At 67.2% G+C, this 15,802-nt stretch carries 15 protein-coding genes and 3 tRNA genes; all 18 read right to left on the bottom strand.

Going from position 1 to position 15,802, the window contains the following annotated elements; translation table 11 throughout:
- On the bottom strand, nucleotides 1-137 hold a 137-nt coding region (locus tag VF167_01995), incomplete at its 3' end, for a GTP-binding protein (GenBank protein ID HEX6924172.1).
- A gap of 52 nt (nucleotides 138-189) precedes the next feature.
- A tRNA-Thr gene (locus VF167_01990) sits at nucleotides 190-262 on the bottom strand.
- Nucleotides 263-352: 90 nt separating this feature from the next.
- Nucleotides 353-425, bottom strand: a tRNA-Gly gene (locus tag VF167_01985).
- Between the two features lie 153 nt (nucleotides 426-578).
- Nucleotides 579-1,811: an FN3 domain-containing metallophosphoesterase family protein gene (locus tag VF167_01980; protein ID HEX6924171.1), complete on the bottom strand. Its 1,233-nt coding sequence runs from the start codon at nucleotides 1,809-1,811 to the stop codon at nucleotides 579-581.
- 12 nt (nucleotides 1,812-1,823) lie between these two features.
- Nucleotides 1,824-3,599 (bottom strand): RagB/SusD family nutrient uptake outer membrane protein, encoded by a 1,776-nt coding sequence (locus tag VF167_01975; GenBank protein HEX6924170.1) that lies wholly within the window; start codon nucleotides 3,597-3,599, stop codon nucleotides 1,824-1,826.
- A gap of 522 nt (nucleotides 3,600-4,121) precedes the next feature.
- A tRNA-Thr gene (locus VF167_01970) sits at nucleotides 4,122-4,194 on the bottom strand.
- A gap of 40 nt (nucleotides 4,195-4,234) precedes the next feature.
- The gene (cysS, locus tag VF167_01965; protein HEX6924169.1) at nucleotides 4,235-5,722 is read right to left on the bottom strand and encodes a cysteine--tRNA ligase; all 1,488 of its coding nucleotides are present in this window, start codon (nucleotides 5,720-5,722) and stop codon (nucleotides 4,235-4,237) included.
- Nucleotides 5,723-5,814: 92 nt separating this feature from the next.
- Nucleotides 5,815-6,252: a hypothetical protein gene (locus VF167_01960; GenBank protein HEX6924168.1), complete on the bottom strand. Its 438-nt coding sequence runs from the start codon at nucleotides 6,250-6,252 to the stop codon at nucleotides 5,815-5,817.
- A complete protein-coding gene (gene pyrF / locus VF167_01955) occupies nucleotides 6,249-7,013 on the bottom strand; it encodes an orotidine-5'-phosphate decarboxylase (GenBank protein HEX6924167.1) in 765 nt (254 codons plus the stop codon). Before pyrF ends, VF167_01960 begins: the two co-directional genes overlap by 4 nt.
- A gap of 51 nt (nucleotides 7,014-7,064) precedes the next feature.
- Nucleotides 7,065-7,883, bottom strand: coding sequence for an N-acetylmuramoyl-L-alanine amidase (locus VF167_01950; GenBank protein HEX6924166.1), 819 nt, complete (start codon nucleotides 7,881-7,883; stop codon nucleotides 7,065-7,067).
- Nucleotides 7,864-8,334 (bottom strand): SsrA-binding protein SmpB, encoded by a 471-nt coding sequence (smpB, locus tag VF167_01945; GenBank protein ID HEX6924165.1) that lies wholly within the window; start codon nucleotides 8,332-8,334, stop codon nucleotides 7,864-7,866. The genes VF167_01950 and smpB overlap by 20 nt, the downstream gene beginning before the upstream one ends.
- Before the next feature lie 245 nt (nucleotides 8,335-8,579).
- Entirely contained in the window at nucleotides 8,580-9,176 is a 597-nt protein-coding gene (locus tag VF167_01940; protein ID HEX6924164.1) for a L,D-transpeptidase, read from the bottom strand.
- Nucleotides 9,177-9,178: 2 nt separating this feature from the next.
- Nucleotides 9,179-10,117 (bottom strand): YihY/virulence factor BrkB family protein, encoded by a 939-nt coding sequence (locus VF167_01935; protein ID HEX6924163.1) that lies wholly within the window; start codon nucleotides 10,115-10,117, stop codon nucleotides 9,179-9,181.
- A gap of 55 nt (nucleotides 10,118-10,172) precedes the next feature.
- The gene (locus tag VF167_01930; GenBank protein ID HEX6924162.1) at nucleotides 10,173-10,748 is read right to left on the bottom strand and encodes a YtxH domain-containing protein; all 576 of its coding nucleotides are present in this window, start codon (nucleotides 10,746-10,748) and stop codon (nucleotides 10,173-10,175) included.
- Between the two features lie 13 nt (nucleotides 10,749-10,761).
- Entirely contained in the window at nucleotides 10,762-11,160 is a 399-nt protein-coding gene (locus VF167_01925) for a response regulator (protein HEX6924161.1), read from the bottom strand.
- A gap of 200 nt (nucleotides 11,161-11,360) precedes the next feature.
- Nucleotides 11,361-12,722 carry a sigma-54 dependent transcriptional regulator gene (locus tag VF167_01920; GenBank protein HEX6924160.1) on the bottom strand — a complete coding sequence of 454 codons (1,362 nt, stop codon included), beginning with the start codon at nucleotides 12,720-12,722 and terminating at the stop codon, nucleotides 11,361-11,363.
- A 94-nt stretch (nucleotides 12,723-12,816) separates the two neighbouring features.
- A complete protein-coding gene (locus tag VF167_01915; GenBank protein ID HEX6924159.1) occupies nucleotides 12,817-13,521 on the bottom strand; it encodes a histidine kinase dimerization/phospho-acceptor domain-containing protein in 705 nt (234 codons plus the stop codon).
- A gap of 502 nt (nucleotides 13,522-14,023) precedes the next feature.
- Nucleotides 14,024-15,499 carry a class II fructose-bisphosphate aldolase gene (locus VF167_01910; GenBank protein HEX6924158.1) on the bottom strand — a complete coding sequence of 492 codons (1,476 nt, stop codon included), beginning with the start codon at nucleotides 15,497-15,499 and terminating at the stop codon, nucleotides 14,024-14,026.
- Between the last annotated feature and the right edge of the window lie 303 nt (nucleotides 15,500-15,802).

Below are 15,802 nucleotides of genomic sequence, written 5' to 3'. Positions count from 1 at the left end.
GCCACAAAGTCCGCCAGACCCTTCGCCGCCTGGATCCGCGTGATCGCCGCCGTCAACGTCGTCTTCCCATGGTCGACGTGCCCGATCGTCCCCACGTTCACGTGCGGCTTCGTCCGCTCAAACTTAGCCTTGGCCATTGGTCGCTTCTGCGGTCTCGTAAAGAATTGATTGATTCCGGAGGCTCGCGAGAGCCCACGACGGGACTCGAACCCGTGACCTCTTCCTTACCAAGGAAGTGCTCTACCGACTGAGCTACGTGAGCCTGTCCCCCGCCCCGGGCTTTCGCCCCACTGATCTTCGGCGCCTCCCGAGGCGCCCCCGTCTCCGACACGCCGACCCCAAACAAGAAAAGAGCGGGCGACGAGACTCGAACTCGCGACCCTCAGCTTGGAAGGCTGATGCTCTACCAACTGAGCTACGCCCGCAAATCGGCCCGCCGACCGGACCCCGGGACACGAGTGGAGTGCGGGTAGATCAGCGAGCCGTGAATAGTAACGACCTGAGGCGGCGGGTGTCAACCGGCGCGCGGGAGCACCGCGCGCCACCGGCCGACCCGCGCGAAAACGGGGCGCGTTCGCTCAGGTGAGCGGGGCGAAACTCTCCTGGTGCAGCACTTTGCCCTCGCTGAGCGAGCGGATGGTGATGGTGAGAGCGCGCGCGTCGGCCTTCGCCTCGGTCCAGGTCGCCCGCTCGAGCTGAGGGCCGCCGCCGATCATCTGCGCGTAGGGGAACGCGGCGTCGGCCGCGATGCTCGCCGGCCGGTGGGTGTGGCCCGAGATCACCACCTGGGCGCCCCAGTCGACCAGCGCCCGGTGCCACAGGTCGCGGCTGGAGCGCGCGTAGTGGTCGAAGCCGCCTCCCGCGTAGTCGACCTGTTCCGGCTCCTCGATCCAGCGCAGCGGGATGTGGCAGAAGACCACCCGGTAGGGGGCCGTGGCGAGCTCCGGACGCCGGAGCGTCTGCGCCAGCCACGCCGCCTGCTCCTCACGCAGCGCCTGGAACGCGACCAGCCCGTGGAAGCTGGGGTGGTCGTCCGGCTTGTCCTCGCCGGTGTGCAGCGCCACGATCGCCACCGGCCCGCTGCGGAAGGCGTAGTAAGGACGGCCGGCCGGGGTGGCGATGTGCTCCGGCACGCGGAAGCCGTACTTCCCTCGCACGTCGTGGTTGCCGAAGGTGAGCAGGAGCGGGTGCTTCTCGGAGATGTCCAGACCGCCCGGAGCGAGCAGCGTCGGCACCAGGATCTCCTCCTCGTGCCAGTCGTTGCAGGTGTCTCCGTTCCAGAGGAGGAAGTCGGCCTGGGGCGTGACCTCGTAGAGCTTGCGGATGGTCTCCACGCGCTCGTGCGTGTCGTTCCACACGCAGAAGGTGGTTTCCGCGGCGTTGGGATCGAGAGTGCGGAAGCGCTTCCAGGCGCTCTCCTCTCGAGCCTGGTCGCCGTCGATCGCCTCGGTCACCGCCCGCCACTCGTACTCCGTTCCCGGGTCCAGTCCCTCGAGCCGCACCCGCATGACCCCGGCCGACTGCGGAACGAATCCGAAGTCGTCGCCGGCGAAGGTACGGGTCTCGCCCGTCGCCTTCCGCAGCTCGACCCGCCCCCGCGAGAGTCGGGGCACCGTCCAGAGAACCTCGGCCCCGTCGGCTCGGGGCGCCCAGAGCATCGGGGCCGTGGCGAACAGGGAGTCCGCCGGCGACGTGGTGGCCGTCGCGCGACGCGGGCGCTCCAGCGGAGCAGCGACCGCCTCCGCCGCCAGCGCCGCACTGCTGACGATGCCGCCCGAGAGGTGCGCGAGGAATGCCCGCCGCTTGATCATGGTCTCCTCCGTTCAGTAGCCCGGGTTCTGTACGAGCGCGTCGTTGCGGTTGAGCTCGTCACGCGAGATCGGCAGGAAGTACATCCGGTCGTCCCAGTGGCGCTCCTCGACGTCGATGATCTTGTAGGTGTAATCGTAGTACGTGCTGCGGCGCAGCGGGTCGGTTGCCTTGACGGTGATCTCGATCCCGTGCGCGTTCTCGTCCATCACCTCCGGTGCGATCATCCAGCGCCGCACGTCGAAGAAGCGGTGCTCCTCGAAGGCGAGCTCCACCCGCCGCTCGTTGCGATACTCCTCGCGCAGCGCATCCTGCCCGAGAGAGGCGGAGAGCTCAGGCATGCCTGAGCGCCGACGGATCTGGTTGATGGCCCAGAGCGCGTCGTCCAGCTCGTTCAGCTCGATGGAGGCCTCCGCGTAGTTGAGCAGCACCTCGGCGTAGCGGATGAACACCCAGGGCACATCCTGGGAGACGAACTGGTGATCCACGGTCGGGTCGACCTGCTTGCGCAGATAGTACCCGGAGTAGGTCCCGTTCCAGTCCTCGACGGGACCGTAGCGGGTGTCCAGCCCGGGCAGCGTGCTGCCATCGGGCAGCGTCAGGGTCCGGAAGGTCTGGATGATCCCGGCCGTATCGAGGTGGATCACATCCGCAGGACGCTTCACCCAGCGCGCGCCGTCGTACTGGATGCTCGCGTAGAAGCGCGGATCGCGGTTCTCGTATGGCGCGGCGGCGTGCTCCGGATTCGACCAATCGAATGGCGTGCCGTCCACCATCCGATAGGCGTCGATCAGGTTCTGCGTCGGCGTGTTCGACCCCCAGTTGTGGTAACCGTTCGGCCCCACGTACCGCCCCACGTTGGGAATGTCGTCGCGGTGGGGGAGGAAATAGCGGACGAAGATGAACTCCGGGTTGACCTTGGTCAGGAAGAGATTGGCGTAGTTTTCGGTGCCCTCCTCGGGCGTGGAGGCGTCGCCCCCGTAGAGGCTGTAGATGCCCAGGTCGATCACCGCCTTGGCGGCGTCCTTGGCCGCGCGCCAGTAGGCGGTGCGGTCGGTCCCGCCGGTATAGCCGGTCTCCGGCATCCCGCTCGGGTTCGTCTGGTAGAGATCGCTGGCCGCATAGAGGAGCACGCGCGCCTTGAGGGCCAGCGCTGCACCCTTCGTGATGCGGCCGAGCTCCGAGGCCGGGTACTCCAGCGGCAGCAGGGCCGCCGCCTGGTCCAGGTCGGAGACGATCTGGTCCACCACCTCGGCGAAGGAGTTACGGGCTACCCGGTAGTCGTCGTTGAGGCCGTAGACCTCGGTGATCAGCGGCACGCCCCCGAAGACCCGCAGCAGGTTGTGATAGAAGTAGGCGCGCAGGAACAGCGCCTCCCCCTTCATCTGGTTCGCTTCCGCCTCCGGGAAATCGGCCTTCTCGATCTCCGTGATGAAGATGTTGGCGTTGCGGATGCTCTTATAGAGATCTCCCCAGCGATAGTGGGAGAAACGAGAGCCTCCCATCGCTTGCAGGTCGGAGGGCGAGACGTTCGACAGGTTGTGATCGGAAACATCCCCGCCGCGGGTGTTGTGACCGTCGTCGGTGAGCACCCACAGGGTGGTTCCGTTGTACCCGTGACCCACCCCTCGATAGATGTCGAAGAGGAAAGCTTTCGCCAGAGCTGGGTCGCTCCAGACGGCGTCATCCGACACCTGATCCTGCGGGTTGAGGTCCAGGACACTGTCCGAGCAGCCGGTGCTCAGGCTGAGGAGGAGTACGAGGGTGATTGGCGAACGAAGGACGTTCATCGCTCCAAGGTTGTGGGGGTGGCGGGGAGTGCTAAACTTGTTGCTAAATAGAAGTTAGAAGCTAGAAGTGAGGAACTGGAATGTTGTTCTACCTTCTTCTTCTATATCTCCTGGTGCGTCAGCCCGACTGAGCTGACCGGGGGCGCGATCGGATGCTCGCCAGGGGGCGGGCGGACCAGCAAGCTCGAAGCGGAGCTTCGCGCCGGTGATTTCTTCCGCTGAACGACTAATTGAACGTCAGCCTCGATGGGGCCGATGAAGTCTTGGGATGCAGACGATGGAGCTCGAGCTCGAAAGTCAGAGGTCAGAAGCAAGAGTATTCTACAGCGCCGACAAGCTCAGGCAAGCCGACGGAAGCACGCCGGCGCATGGGCACTTCGGGTAAGGTGAGGAGTTAGGAGTTGGAATCCCTGCCCGCTGGCACCGCGGCTCCGGCGGACCGGCTAGAAGCTAGAAGCTAGAAGCTAGAAGCTAGAATTCGTTGGCTTCTGGCCCCAGCCCTCCAAAAGAATGCCCAAAACAAGCTGGTGGTGGGACTCGAACCCACGACCGCCCGCTTACAAGGCGGGTGCTCTGCCAGCTGAGCTACACCAGCGCTGCACGAACAACCATTCTAGCTTCTAGCTTCTAACTCCTCAGTTTATCACCTTCCACCGCGTGCCGGTAGGCGTATCCTCGAGAACGACGCCGCGGGCCGCGATCTCGTCGCGGATGCGGTCGGCGAGGGCGAAATCTCGCGCTTTGCGGGCCTCCTGCCGCGCCGCGAGGCGCTCCTCGATCCAGGCCTCCAGCTCGGCGCTCACCCGCGACTCCTGCTCGCGCGAGGCGAGGCCGATGATGTTCAGCACGGAGTCCATCCGCTCGAGCGCATCCAGCGCCGTCTGCGCCTCCGCATCCGTGATCGGCTGGGTTCCCAGCTCATCCAGGCGGCTGTTGATCTCCCGCACGAGTCCCCACACCGCGGACAGGGCGACGCTGGTGTTCAGGTCGTCGTCCATGGCCTGGGTGAAGTCGGTGAGGGCCCGCGAAGCCGCCTCGTGCAGGCGCGGCTCGTCGTGCGCGCGCGGGTGCGGGGAGCGCGGATGCTCGCGGCGCAGCCGCTCGTAGGTCGACCAGAGCCGCCGGACCGACTCGGCCCCGGCCTCGAGCGCCTCCCAGGTAAAATTGAGCTTGGTCCGATAGTGCGCCGTCAGGAAGACGTAACGAATCGAGGACGGCCGCGCCCCCTGCTCCACCAGCTCCTCCAGGGTGTAGATGTTCCCGGCGGACTTGGCCATCTTCTCGCCGTCCACCTGCAGGAACTCGGAGTGCAGCCAGTAGCGGGCAAACGGTTTGCCCGTGGCGCCTTCGGACTGGGCGATCTCGTCCTCGTGGTGCGGGAAGAGGAGATCCACCCCGCCGCCGTGGATGTCGAAGGTCTCCCCCAGCTCGTGCATGCTCATCGCCGAGCACTCGATGTGCCAGCCCGGACGGCCCGGTCCCCACGGCGTGTCCCACACGGCGCCCACCTTCTCGTCCTCCGGCTTGGCCGCCTTCCAGAGCGCGAAGTCACGCACGTCCCCACGATCGTACTCGTCGGCGGCCACGCGCTCCCCGCGCCGGGTGTGCTCGAGGTCCACCCGCGAGAGCTTGCCATACTCGGGGAACTCGGAGATGTCGTAGTAGACCGATCCCTCGGATTCGTAGGCCAGCCCGCGATCGATGAGCTTCGCGATGAGCTCGATCATCTGCGGCACGTACTCCGTCGCGCGCGGGTAGACGTCCGCTCGGGCGATCCCCAGTGCGTCGAAGTTCTCGAAGAGGATGCGCGCGAACGGCTCGGTGTGCTCGCGCAGGGACACCCCGGCACGCACCGCCCCAGCGATCGTCTTGTCGTCCACATCGGTGAGGTTCATCACGAACCGCACCTCATAGCCGCGGAACTCGAGGTACCGGTGCAGGATGTCGGCGAAGAAGAAAGTGCGGAGGTTGCCGATGTGCGGGGGCGCGTAGATGGTCGGGCCACACACGTACATCCCCACCCGCCCGGGTTCCAGGGGGACGAACTCCTCGCGTCGCCGCGTCAGCGAATTGAAGAAGTGGAGCATGTGTGGCTGCTGCGTTGTGGACGACCCGCTACGCATTCGTGCCCTCAAAGAAATCCGCCCCGCATGACCGTTCAGAACGGGCGGGGCGGTCGCTATGGTAGAGGCGGATTCGCTCCGGTGTCAAGCGATTACGGCAGAAGGCGCAGCTCGCTGATGCGCCAGCGGCGCCCGTCCCAGACCGTGCCCACGTAGACCGACCGGGTCTGCTCCCCCGGCGCCCCGCGCGCGCGGTAGACCCAGGTGAGCTCGCCAAAGCCACGCACCGGCTGCCCGCCCGCGAGGGTGGCCTTCACGGGCCGGACCGAGACGCTCTCGAGGTCGGAGAAGAGCGCACGCAGCGCCGCCGCGGCGTGCCGACTGTTGACCCGCTCCGACCCCGAGCCACGGTCGAGCACCACCGGCTCGCTGTCGGTGACGAGGTCGACGAGATTGTCGACGTCCTTCGCCTCCCACAGATAGCTCACCCGGCGCACGAAGTCCTCGATTGGCGCCGGCGCCTGCCCCGAGGCAGGAGCGGCGCCCACGACCAGGCTCAGCAGAATCGCCAGCAACATCGTTCGCGTCACCCGGACCTCGCTTCCACGGAGAGACCCTCCAGCTCGGCGAGCACGCGATCGAAAGCGGCGGCCGGGTCGGGAGCGGCGGTCACGGTGCGGCCAATCACCAGGTAATCCGAGCCCAGGCGCACCGCTTCCGCGGGGGTGGCGATGCGCGTCTGGTCCCCCGGGGCGTCTCCGGCAAGGCGAATCCCCGGGGTGAGGATGCGCAGGGAATGCCCCAGCGCGGCCCGAATGGGGGTCACCTCGCGCACCGAAGCCACCACCCCCGGGATGCCGGCGTCGCGCGCCAGCGTGGCCAGGCGCACCACCTCACGCTCGACATCGAGCGCCTCCCTGCCCCACGCCTGCCCGAGACCCTCCGCGGAAAAGGACGTCAGCACCGTGACGGCGAGGAGCTGCGGTGGCTCCAGAGCGCGCTCCGCCGCTTCGACCGCGGCGCGCAGCATCACCTCACCCCCCGAGGCGTGCACGGTGAGCAGGTCCACCCCGAGCTTTGCCGCGGACTCCACCGCGCCCGCCACCGTGTTGGGGATGTCGTGCAGCTTGAGATCGAGGAAGACCCGTCGACCTCGGGCGCGGAGCTGCCGCACGACCGCGGGGCCCTCGGCGGTGAAGAGCTGCAGGCCGACCTTCACGAAGTCCGCGCGCGGAACGCGCTCGACCAGCGCAAAGGCCTCCTCCGCGCTCGGCACGTCGAGGGCGAGAATCGGCACGGCCGCGCGCGGAGCGGCGGCCGACGGAAAATGACCGGAGCTGTCAGCGTTCATAGGCGCTGCGTACCCGCGCGAGGCGGGCAAAGATCCGTCGCTGAACCCGGCTCAGGGCGCCGAGGTCCCCGAGATCGCCAGGTACCGATCGAAGTAGTCTCGGACGGACGCCGCCAGACGAGAAGCGAGCTCCCGCTGGATGTCGCGGTCGGCGAGCATCCGCTCCTCGCGCGAATTGGTGATGAATCCCAGCTCGACCAGCACGGCCGGCATGAAGGCCCCGTCCAGCACCACGAACCCCGCCTGTTTGACCCCCCGGTTCGGACCCGGGTGCATGGCGGACAGGCGGCGCTGGATCATCTCCGCCCAGCTGCTCGACTCGTGGACGTAGCGGTTCTGCCTCAGATCGGTGAGGATGAAGGAGAGGTCGTCGGCGGGGGCGCTTTCCTGCGCCTCGTACTGCTGCGCCGCGTTCTCCATGGCGGCCACGCGCGCGGCGTCGGCGGTTTTCGCGTCGGACAGGAAGTAGGTCTCGAAGCCGCGCGTACCGCGATCGCGGTGAGCGTTGGCGTGAATGGAGATGAAGACCGCGGGTCGATCTCCGTTGCCGCCCTCCGCGCGCCAGCGGTTTGCCATCCGGGTGCGATCGCGCAGGGCGATGAGCGTGTCGGAAGTGCGCGTCATGCGCACGTCGAAGTCGCCGCTGCGCCGCAGTTCCTCCGCCAGCGCCCGGGCCACCCGCAGCGTGATGTCCTTCTCCCGCGTCCCGTTCGGCCCGCGTGCTCCCGGGTCGACCCCGCCGTGTCCCGCGTCGATCACCACCAGTGGCTTCGCCTCGTCGCCCGCCTGGGCGAGCGCCGCGCCGGGGGGCAGGCTCGCCAGGACGGCGAGCAGCCCCGCCAGCAACCGGTCAAGACCCCTTGTACGCACGCTCCATCTCACGTTCCGCCGCGCGCCGGCGGAGGTCTTCCCGTTTGTCATGCAGCTTCTTACCGCGGACCAGGGCCAGAGTCAGCTTGGCGAGCCCTCGACGAAAGTAGATGTCGAGCGGAACCAGGGTGAGCCCCTGCTGCTCGACCTGCCCCACCAGCTTGCGCAGCTCGCGCTTCTGGAGCAGCAGCTTGCGCGGGCGGAGCGGGTCGTGGTTGAAGCGGCTGCCCTGCTCGTAGGGAGAGATGTGGAGGTTGTAGAGCCACAGCTCCCCCCGATCGAAGCGAGCGTAGGCATCCTGCAGGTTCGCCTTCCCCGCGCGCAGCGACTTCACCTCCGTGCCCGTGAGCACGATCCCCGCCTCGTACTTCTCGAGGACCTCGTACTCGTGCCGCGCGCGCCGGTTGCGGGCGACGATGTGGGTGTTGGGGCGTGCGGTGTCGGCTGGCATACGTGACTCGGTTATCGTTATCCGTTATCCGTTTGGACCGGTGGGCTAACTTGGAGATCTGCGGACACGCCGACACCTAACTGATCGTTTCCCACGGATAGCTGAGGATGTAGAACCGGTGGGCTCGCCGAGCTTCGAGCCCTGGCCTCGAAGTGAGAGCCCCGCCCCTCGGTCCGACCGATAGCGGAAAACGGATAGCGGATAACCACAACCAAGGCCCCAGCCTTCACCCCGCCAAGCCCGCCTCAGTAAATAATCACCGGCGTCCCCACCGGCGCCTCGTGGTACAGCCGCCGCGCCGCCTCGTTGCTCATGCGGATGCAGCCGTGGGAGACGGGCTGGCCGAGCAGCTCGGGGAAGTTGGTGCCGTGCACGGCGATGTCTTCCTCGAGGTAGAGGGCGGTGGTGCCCAGCATGCCCGGCTCGTTCCACTTGGGCGAGTCGGGGGGCGGGATGGGCTCACCGCGCTCCACGAAGGCCCAGACGGGCACACGCCAGACCGGCTCCTTCTCCTTGTACTGGACGCGGAACATCCCCCGCGGGGTGGAGAAATCCCACTTCTGCCCCGCGCCCTCGAGCCGCGTGCCGGTGCCTGTGCCTACCGGCGTCGACCAGATCACGCGCTCATCCTCCATCATGTACAGGCGGTGCTCGTCGAGGGAGATGACCACGTACCGCCCCTCCACGTTCACCGGCGGATCCCGGTAGCGGGCCGCTCCCTCCCGCTCGACCCCGTGCGCCAGGGCCAGCGGCGCACCGGGTAGCCCCTGCGCGGACGCAACCGCGGGGAGGGCGCTCAGGGCCGCCACCAGGGCGGCAAGGCGAAGGGATCGTCCCATCATGGTCAATCGAGCAGCTCTCTCTGACGACGTCGGATGCGGTTCGTCTCGTAGATCTGTCCCACCTCGCCGCCGAGCACGAACACGACCGCCGAGTAGTAGATCCAGAACATCAGGACCACGAGCGATGCAAAGTACCCGTAGGTGGTCCGATAGTTCGCGACATAGGCCACGTACCAAGCGAAGGCCGACTTGAGGAGCTCGAAGGCCACCGAGCTGAAGAGGGCGGACACCAGGGAGATGCGCCAGGGGATGCGCCGCGCGGGAAGATAGCGATAGATCAGGAGGAACATCAGGAAGATGAACGCATACGCCAGCAGCTGCGCGGTGAGCACCTGCAGCGTGCGCACGATTCCTCCTTCGCCCAGACCGAGGAATTCGATCCCGTAGGTCTGCACCGCCTCGAGCAGGACGGTGATGACGGTGTTCGCCACGAAGAGGCTCCCCGCCACGACCACCATCTTCGCGTCGAAGATCTTCCCCCCGATGATGCCCCGTTCCTCCTGCACGTCGAAAACGTTGCGGAGCGCACTGCGCAGGGAGCCGATCAGGCGGGTGGAGACCCAGACCAGCAGCACGGAGCCGAGCACGCCAAAGCCCGGCAGGTCCTCCATCAGGGTGCCGATCTGCTCCCGTACCCACCGTTCCAGCGAAGGGCTGGGCGGCAGAATGGTGAAGACGTAGTCGATCGCCGCCTGCTGCGGATCGGCGACCTGCGTGCGCAGCACGTAACCGAAGAGGGTGATCAGCAGCAGGAGAAAGGGGACCGCACCGAGGACGATGTTGAAGGCGATTCCCCCGGCGAGGAAGAAGATGTCGTCCTGACCCGCCTTGCGGTACACGCGCCCGACGAAGTCGCGGGTGCCGTCGAACAGACGAGCCAGTGCACCGAGAGCGGCTGTGAGCAGCTGCCGCCCCGGTGCCGGCGAACCGATCTGCGACACGGAGACTAGGTCTGGTGGAGCGGCCTCCGTCGGGGACCGCTCCTCCCGGGCTGGATCAGCCGAGGCCCGGGCGGCCCTCGGCTTCCTCCACATCGACGCGGGTGCCGGAGGTCCCGGCGTTGGAGGGCGTCTGCGGCGTGGCAGGGGCCGACGCCGATGAGGGCGATGAGGTACCCTCCGCCGAGGAATTCGGCGGGCGGGCTTCGCCCGGCGTTCGGGGCGAGCGCTCGCCGGCACCGCCGCCCTGGATCCCCTGGCGGGCGTTCTCGACCCGGCGACGCAGCTCGGTTCCGGCATCCGTGGCGGCGCGGCGGCCGCTCTCCATCGCGTCCCGAGCCTGGTGGGCGCGGAAGTCCACCTTCTCCCGCACCGACTCGATCCGCTCCTGCAGCTGGCTACGGGTGCGATCGATCCGTTCAGTCACGGACCCGCGCACCGCGCTGACGCGGTCCCCCGCCGCATTGCGAAGCCGCTGGGCGCGGCGCCGGATCTCTTCCTGAGTCTCCTCCCCCGAACGGGGAGCGAAGAGCAGCGCAGCGGCAGCGCCAAGCAGAAGTCCCCAGAGAAAAGGAGTCGCCCCCCCGCTGTGGCGCTCGATGACGATGTACGGAACGTTGTCGTGCTCTGCCATGAAGCGGTTCCTTTCAGTTGAGGGCGCGAGCGGATCCCGATTCGGACGTGGCTCGGACGAGGGCGGTACGCAACTCGGCGAGATCGACCGGCTTGTCGAGAAAGACGTCGGCCTCCGAGCGCAGGTGCCGCTCACCCAGGTGATCGAATCGCCCCGCCGTCACGATGATGAAGAAGTAGTCGCGGCCGGCCGAACGCAAGCGCCGCATGACCTCCAGCCCGTCGATGTCGGGCAATGAATAATCGCAGATGACGACGTGCGGCCAGAAGCTTCGCGCGAGCGAAACCCCCTCGACTCCCCCGCTGGCCGTGGAGACGGCGTAGCCTTCGTCGCTGAGCAGGCTGGCGAGGGCGTTGCGCGCGCCTTCGTCATCCTCGATGACCAGGACTCTCGGCACCGCCATCTGTATCATAAAGACCTCACAAGCGTGGTTCGCGCCCCTTCTTAGCGCAAGCGCGGTGCCAGGGGGAGCAAAGCAAATAGCTGGTCGAACGAGGAAGTTGCAACGAAACGACGCGAAAAAAGGGGGGGCGCCGTAACCTCCAGCGCCCACCCCTCGCTGCCGCCCCGACCTCGTCCAGTGAATCGAGCTCGTTCTCCGAACCACCGGGATCAGGTCGTGACGGCGTCCGTTCCGATGAAGGTCGAGAGCTGACTACGGAGGGTCTCCTCGTCCACACCGAGGAGGGTGGCCGCCTTCTGGTGATCGCCGTTGACGAACGAGAAGGTCTTGAGGATGAGCGTGCGATCGGCCTGCTCCAGCGAGGTGCCGATGGGGATGCGCACCTCCCGGTCCTCCGTGGCGATCAGCTCGTGCGCCCGTAGATCGCGCAGGGTGATCTGGCTCCCCTGGGCGAGGATCACCGCCCGCTCGATCGCGTTCTTCAGCTCGCGGACGTTGCCGGGCCAGCGGTAGGCGTGGATGAACTCCAGCGCGTCGGGCGTGAACCCTTCGAGCTGCTTGCCGTTCTCCGCGGCGAATCGCCGCAGGAAGTGTTCCGCAAGCACGCGTACGTCGCCGCGACGCTCGCGCAGCGGGGGCAGGAAGATCGGGATGACGGCGAGCCGGTGATAGAGGTCTTCGCGCAGGTCTCCGGACTCGATGGCTTCGTTGACGTTCCGGTTGGTCGCGGAGACGACCCGGATGTCCACCTGGATCTCCTTCTTGCCGCCCAGACGCCGGAAGGAGCGCTGCTCCAGGGCGCGCAGGAACTTCACCTGGATGTCCGGCTCCATCTCCGCGACCTCGTCGAGGAAGAGCGTCCCCCCGTCGGCGAGCTCGAAGCAGCCCGGCTTCTCGTTGAGCGCTCCGGTGAACGCCCCCTTCTCGTGGCCGAACAGCTCATTCTCCAGGATCTCGCGCGGGAACGCGGCGCAGTTGATGGCCACGAAGGGGCCCTTGCGGCGGTTCGACCGCTCGTGGATGGCGCGGGCCACGAGCTCCTTACCCGTGCCGCTCTCCCCCACGATCAGGATGCTGGCGTTCGACGGAGCGGCGGCCTCGATCATCGAATAGATCGCCCGCATCTCCTCCGACTGACCGATCAGGTCGCCGAAGCGGGTGAGGTTGGCGAGCCGCTCCTCCAGCGCGCGGTTGGCTTCCTTGACCTCGTATTTCTCGATGGCCTTGGGGATCAGCTCCCGCAACCGGTCGATCTTGAGAGGCTTCTCGAGGTAGTCGTACGCCCCCTGCCGCATCGCCTCCTTGGCCGTGTCCACCGAGCCCTTCCCGGTGATGATGATCATCTCGGAAGGGATGTTCGCCTCGCGCATGCGTGAGAAGAGCTCGAGGCCGTCGATCTCCGGCATGCGGAGGTCGGCGAGAACGAGCGCGTAGCTGCCTGCCTCGATCATCTCCCACGCGGACTGACCGTCAACGGCCATGTCCACCTCATACCCGTCGTCCGCGAGGAGCATCTGAAGCCCTTCGGCCACGTGACGCTCATCGTCGGCGATCAGAATCTTCGCTGGCATGCCTGCACTCGCTCGCGTGAATACAACTCATGGTTTCAGACCAAGATACGCTCATTCCGCGAAACCGGTCAACCGGAGTCTCGGGGCATCCGCGCTATAGCGTCACCACCGGCAGAGCAACAATGATTTCGCGCGCGGAAGGAGGACCCTGCGCGGGTGGTCCGATCTCCAGGCGTCCGCCGAGCATCTCCACCAGGGCACGCACCGCGGCGCTCATGCGCTGCTCCTCGGCCGCCTCATCCCCTTGCGCAGTCTTCGATTGCGCCTGGTCGCCAGGGATGGCGAGCACACGAAGGGATTCCTCGCGCTCACCCAGCTCCGAGGAGACGACGATCCGCCCGTCGGGCGTCGAGGCGTCGAGGCCCAGGAGGAGGAGGTTGAGGATGATCTGCCGGGCGGAATCCCGGGGAATGCGTACGCGCGAGGTGCCCTCGGGAGGGTGCAGCTCGATCTCCACGGCCAGGCGCTCGCGCTCCAACTCGACCACCGCCACCAGCTCTTCCACCGCGTCGGCGAGGGAGACCGGGGCGGCGGCGCGCTCGGGCCGGACCATGCGCAGGAGCAGGTCGACCCGGCGGCTCACCCGCTCGAGCTCCGCAGCGAGGATGCTGACGTACCGCTGCAGCTCCGAGGGGTCGTCCCCCGCGCCCCGGTCGACCCGCCGTCTCAGCACCTCCAGGTTGATGACCATGGAGTGCAACGGGTTCTTGATCTCGTGTGCGAGATCGTCGGCGAGACGTTCGACCAGCGCCAGCTTGTTTGCGCGGAGAGCCTCGGAATCCGCGACCGATGTTTTCACGCGCAACCGGGTTCAGGCCAGATGATCCGCAGGAGAGACGTGGCCGCGAGGGAAGCAGGATTCATTCCGGGGAGCGGGGAGGAGGCGTGGCAGGGAACCAGCCTCTAGGGGTGCCCCCTCGTGGGGTATGGGCGCTAACTTAGCGCCACAGCCTACGGGCGATTCGAGCAATTGCCTTGCAGGGCGGCCTGCACGGGCGTCTTGCAGGGAATCGGCTTGTAGGGGCGGCCCTTGTGGCGCCCGCACGCAGGAATTGAGGGTTCCGGACAGCGGCGGCTTGCCGCGTCGACGTGCGGGCGCGCCCACAAGGGGCGCCTCTACAGGCCGATCTCCAGCCGGCGTAGGTTAAAAGAGATCCGCAGGTCGTGCCCGCGGCAAAGATCGCATCACCGCCCGATTTTCCGGTTTCCCATGCGGATGCCCACCAGGGGCGCCCCTACAGGCGATGCCCGGAGCGTCCGCGGGGTGGGCGCCAGCACAAGCATCGGCCCGGCCGCACCTATCAGTCGCTGAGATCCCAGTCGTCCGCGGCGGCCTTGATGCGCAGCGCGGCGGGGCCGGAGCGGGGGCGCTCGGGGGCGGTCACGTAGCGCTGCACCACCTGGCGCGTGTTGGTGACGGCCAGCTTCTCGAAGAGGAAGGCGAACTGCTTGCGCAGGGAGCCGCCGATCTGCTCCCAGGTCTCCGCGGGAAGCTCCCAGAGCTCGCGCTTGAACGCGCCCAGCGCCTTCTTGCGCGCCTTGTAGATGAACTGCTCCTCCGTGTCCGACGGCTTGCGCTCGTCGGCGAGGTTCTCCCGGCACCAGTCGTACATGCGCCGCCGCAGGTCGCCCGGAAGGGCCGGGTGGTCGAAGACCATGTTCTGGAAGTTGGTCGCCAGATGGATCTCGGCGGTGCCGGCGTCGGGGAAGCGTCCGAAGGCATGCTCCGGGAGGGTGCTGGCGCCGTGCTGCACCGCTCCGGCCAGGCCGTACTCCTTGCGGGCGATCTCGGAGAGGGTGCGCAGCGTCTCGAAATCGATCGCCACCTCCTGGATGGAGCCGTCGGGGAGCACCACCCCGCCGTGAGAGGTTCCCGACTGCACGGAGATCTTGCTCAGCCCCGCATACTCCCGTCCCGCCTTTTCTGAGAGCGTGCGCAGCTCGGCGAGGTAGCCGTTCATGTAGGCGCGCAGCTCCTCGGGGGTGGAGTTCTCCGTGCCCACCTCGCCGATCTCTCCGCCGATGGAAACGGTGATCCCCTTCGGCTCGTGCTTGCGGATGAACTCCGTGAACTCCGCGGAGAGCCGGCAGTTGAGCGCCTGCTGCTCCTCGATCGACTCCCAGCTGAGGTCGACCAGGGTGGAGGTATCCACGTCGATGTTGTAGAAACCGGCGTGGAGCTGCTCGCGGATCAGATCGCGCAGCGCCTGCACCTCCGGCTCGGGATTCGCCGCGAACTTCTTGGCGTTGATCTGGACGTGATCACCCTGGAAGAAGAGCGGACCGCTCCACCCCTCGCGCAGCGCGGCCGCGGTGAGCACCGCCACGTACTCGGCCGGGCGCTGCTCGGTGTAACCGATCTCCGAGCGCGCGATCTCCAGGATCAGCGCGCCCACGTCCAGCTCCACCGCCGCGGAGAAGAGGGCACGCCCGGTGTAATAGGTCGCCGCCCGGATGTTCATGGCGGGAACGGTGAAGCCGGAGATCTCACCCCGGCCACGGGCCATGTAGAGCTCGTGGATCGACGCGGGACGCACCCCCAACGCCGAGCCGGCCTCCCCGATGATCCAGCGGGCGGTGTCCTTCACGTCGTCATCCTCGCCCAGCGCGGCGGCGTGTGCCAGCAGGTCGAGGGCACGGGTACGGAAGGCCTGTTCGTCGAGCAGCTCGAAGGTGCCGTCGGTGACGCGCACGGCGTCCCCGATTTGCGAGAGCAACGCCTGAACAGAAGCACTCTCGAGGACGGCGCGGTCATCGGGAGTCGTGACAACAGCCATGGCTATCTACGATCGGTTCGCGGGTTTCCGGGAGTCAAACGAAGCCGTGCATAATGAGGACCGACGGGGTCAAGGGCAAGTTGCCGCCCGTCGCGCGCACCCCCGCTACGACTCCGGAAAGGCGCACGCGATGGCGGCCATTTTGCGCCTTTTCGTTAGGCTTTTTGAGGCCTGTTACGAATTGCTTGCGGAGTGCCTGGGGCCGGAATAATTGTTGCGATGTCGGCTAGCGTCTTCGACCGGACGTCGCGGGACGGGGCGGCGCCCGGCGCTGGTCGGTCCCGTCTCCCCGGAGGCTAGACA

Source organism: Longimicrobiaceae bacterium (genome assembly GCA_036375715.1).
Classification (GTDB): Bacteria; Gemmatimonadota; Gemmatimonadetes; order Longimicrobiales; family Longimicrobiaceae; genus DASVBS01.
The sequence above is the reverse complement of the archived record's forward strand: the minus strand, read 5'-3'. Positions and strand labels throughout refer to the sequence as shown.

Bases quoted from the DNA above. Each gene is read 5' to 3' on its own strand.
- smpB (HEX6924165.1), bottom strand. From the start codon at position 8,334: ATGCCAGCCGACACCGCACGCCCCAACACCCACATCGTCGCCCGCAAC.
- VF167_01980 (HEX6924171.1), bottom strand. From the start codon at position 1,811: ATGATCAAGCGGCGGGCATTCCTCGCGCACCTCTCGGGCGGCATCGTC.
- VF167_01930 (HEX6924162.1), bottom strand. From the start codon at position 10,748: ATGGCAGAGCACGACAACGTTCCGTACATCGTCATCGAGCGCCACAGC.
- VF167_01975 (HEX6924170.1), bottom strand. From the start codon at position 3,599: ATGAACGTCCTTCGTTCGCCAATCACCCTCGTACTCCTCCTCAGCCTG.
- VF167_01910 (HEX6924158.1), bottom strand. From the start codon at position 15,499: ATGGCTGTTGTCACGACTCCCGATGACCGCGCCGTCCTCGAGAGTGCT.
- VF167_01920 (HEX6924160.1), bottom strand. From the start codon at position 12,722: ATGCCAGCGAAGATTCTGATCGCCGACGATGAGCGTCACGTGGCCGAA.
- VF167_01925 (HEX6924161.1), bottom strand. From the start codon at position 11,160: ATGATACAGATGGCGGTGCCGAGAGTCCTGGTCATCGAGGATGACGAA.
- pyrF (HEX6924167.1), bottom strand. From the start codon at position 7,013: ATGAACGCTGACAGCTCCGGTCATTTTCCGTCGGCCGCCGCTCCGCGC.
- cysS (HEX6924169.1), bottom strand. From the start codon at position 5,722: ATGCGTAGCGGGTCGTCCACAACGCAGCAGCCACACATGCTCCACTTC.
- VF167_01940 (HEX6924164.1), bottom strand. From the start codon at position 9,176: ATGATGGGACGATCCCTTCGCCTTGCCGCCCTGGTGGCGGCCCTGAGC.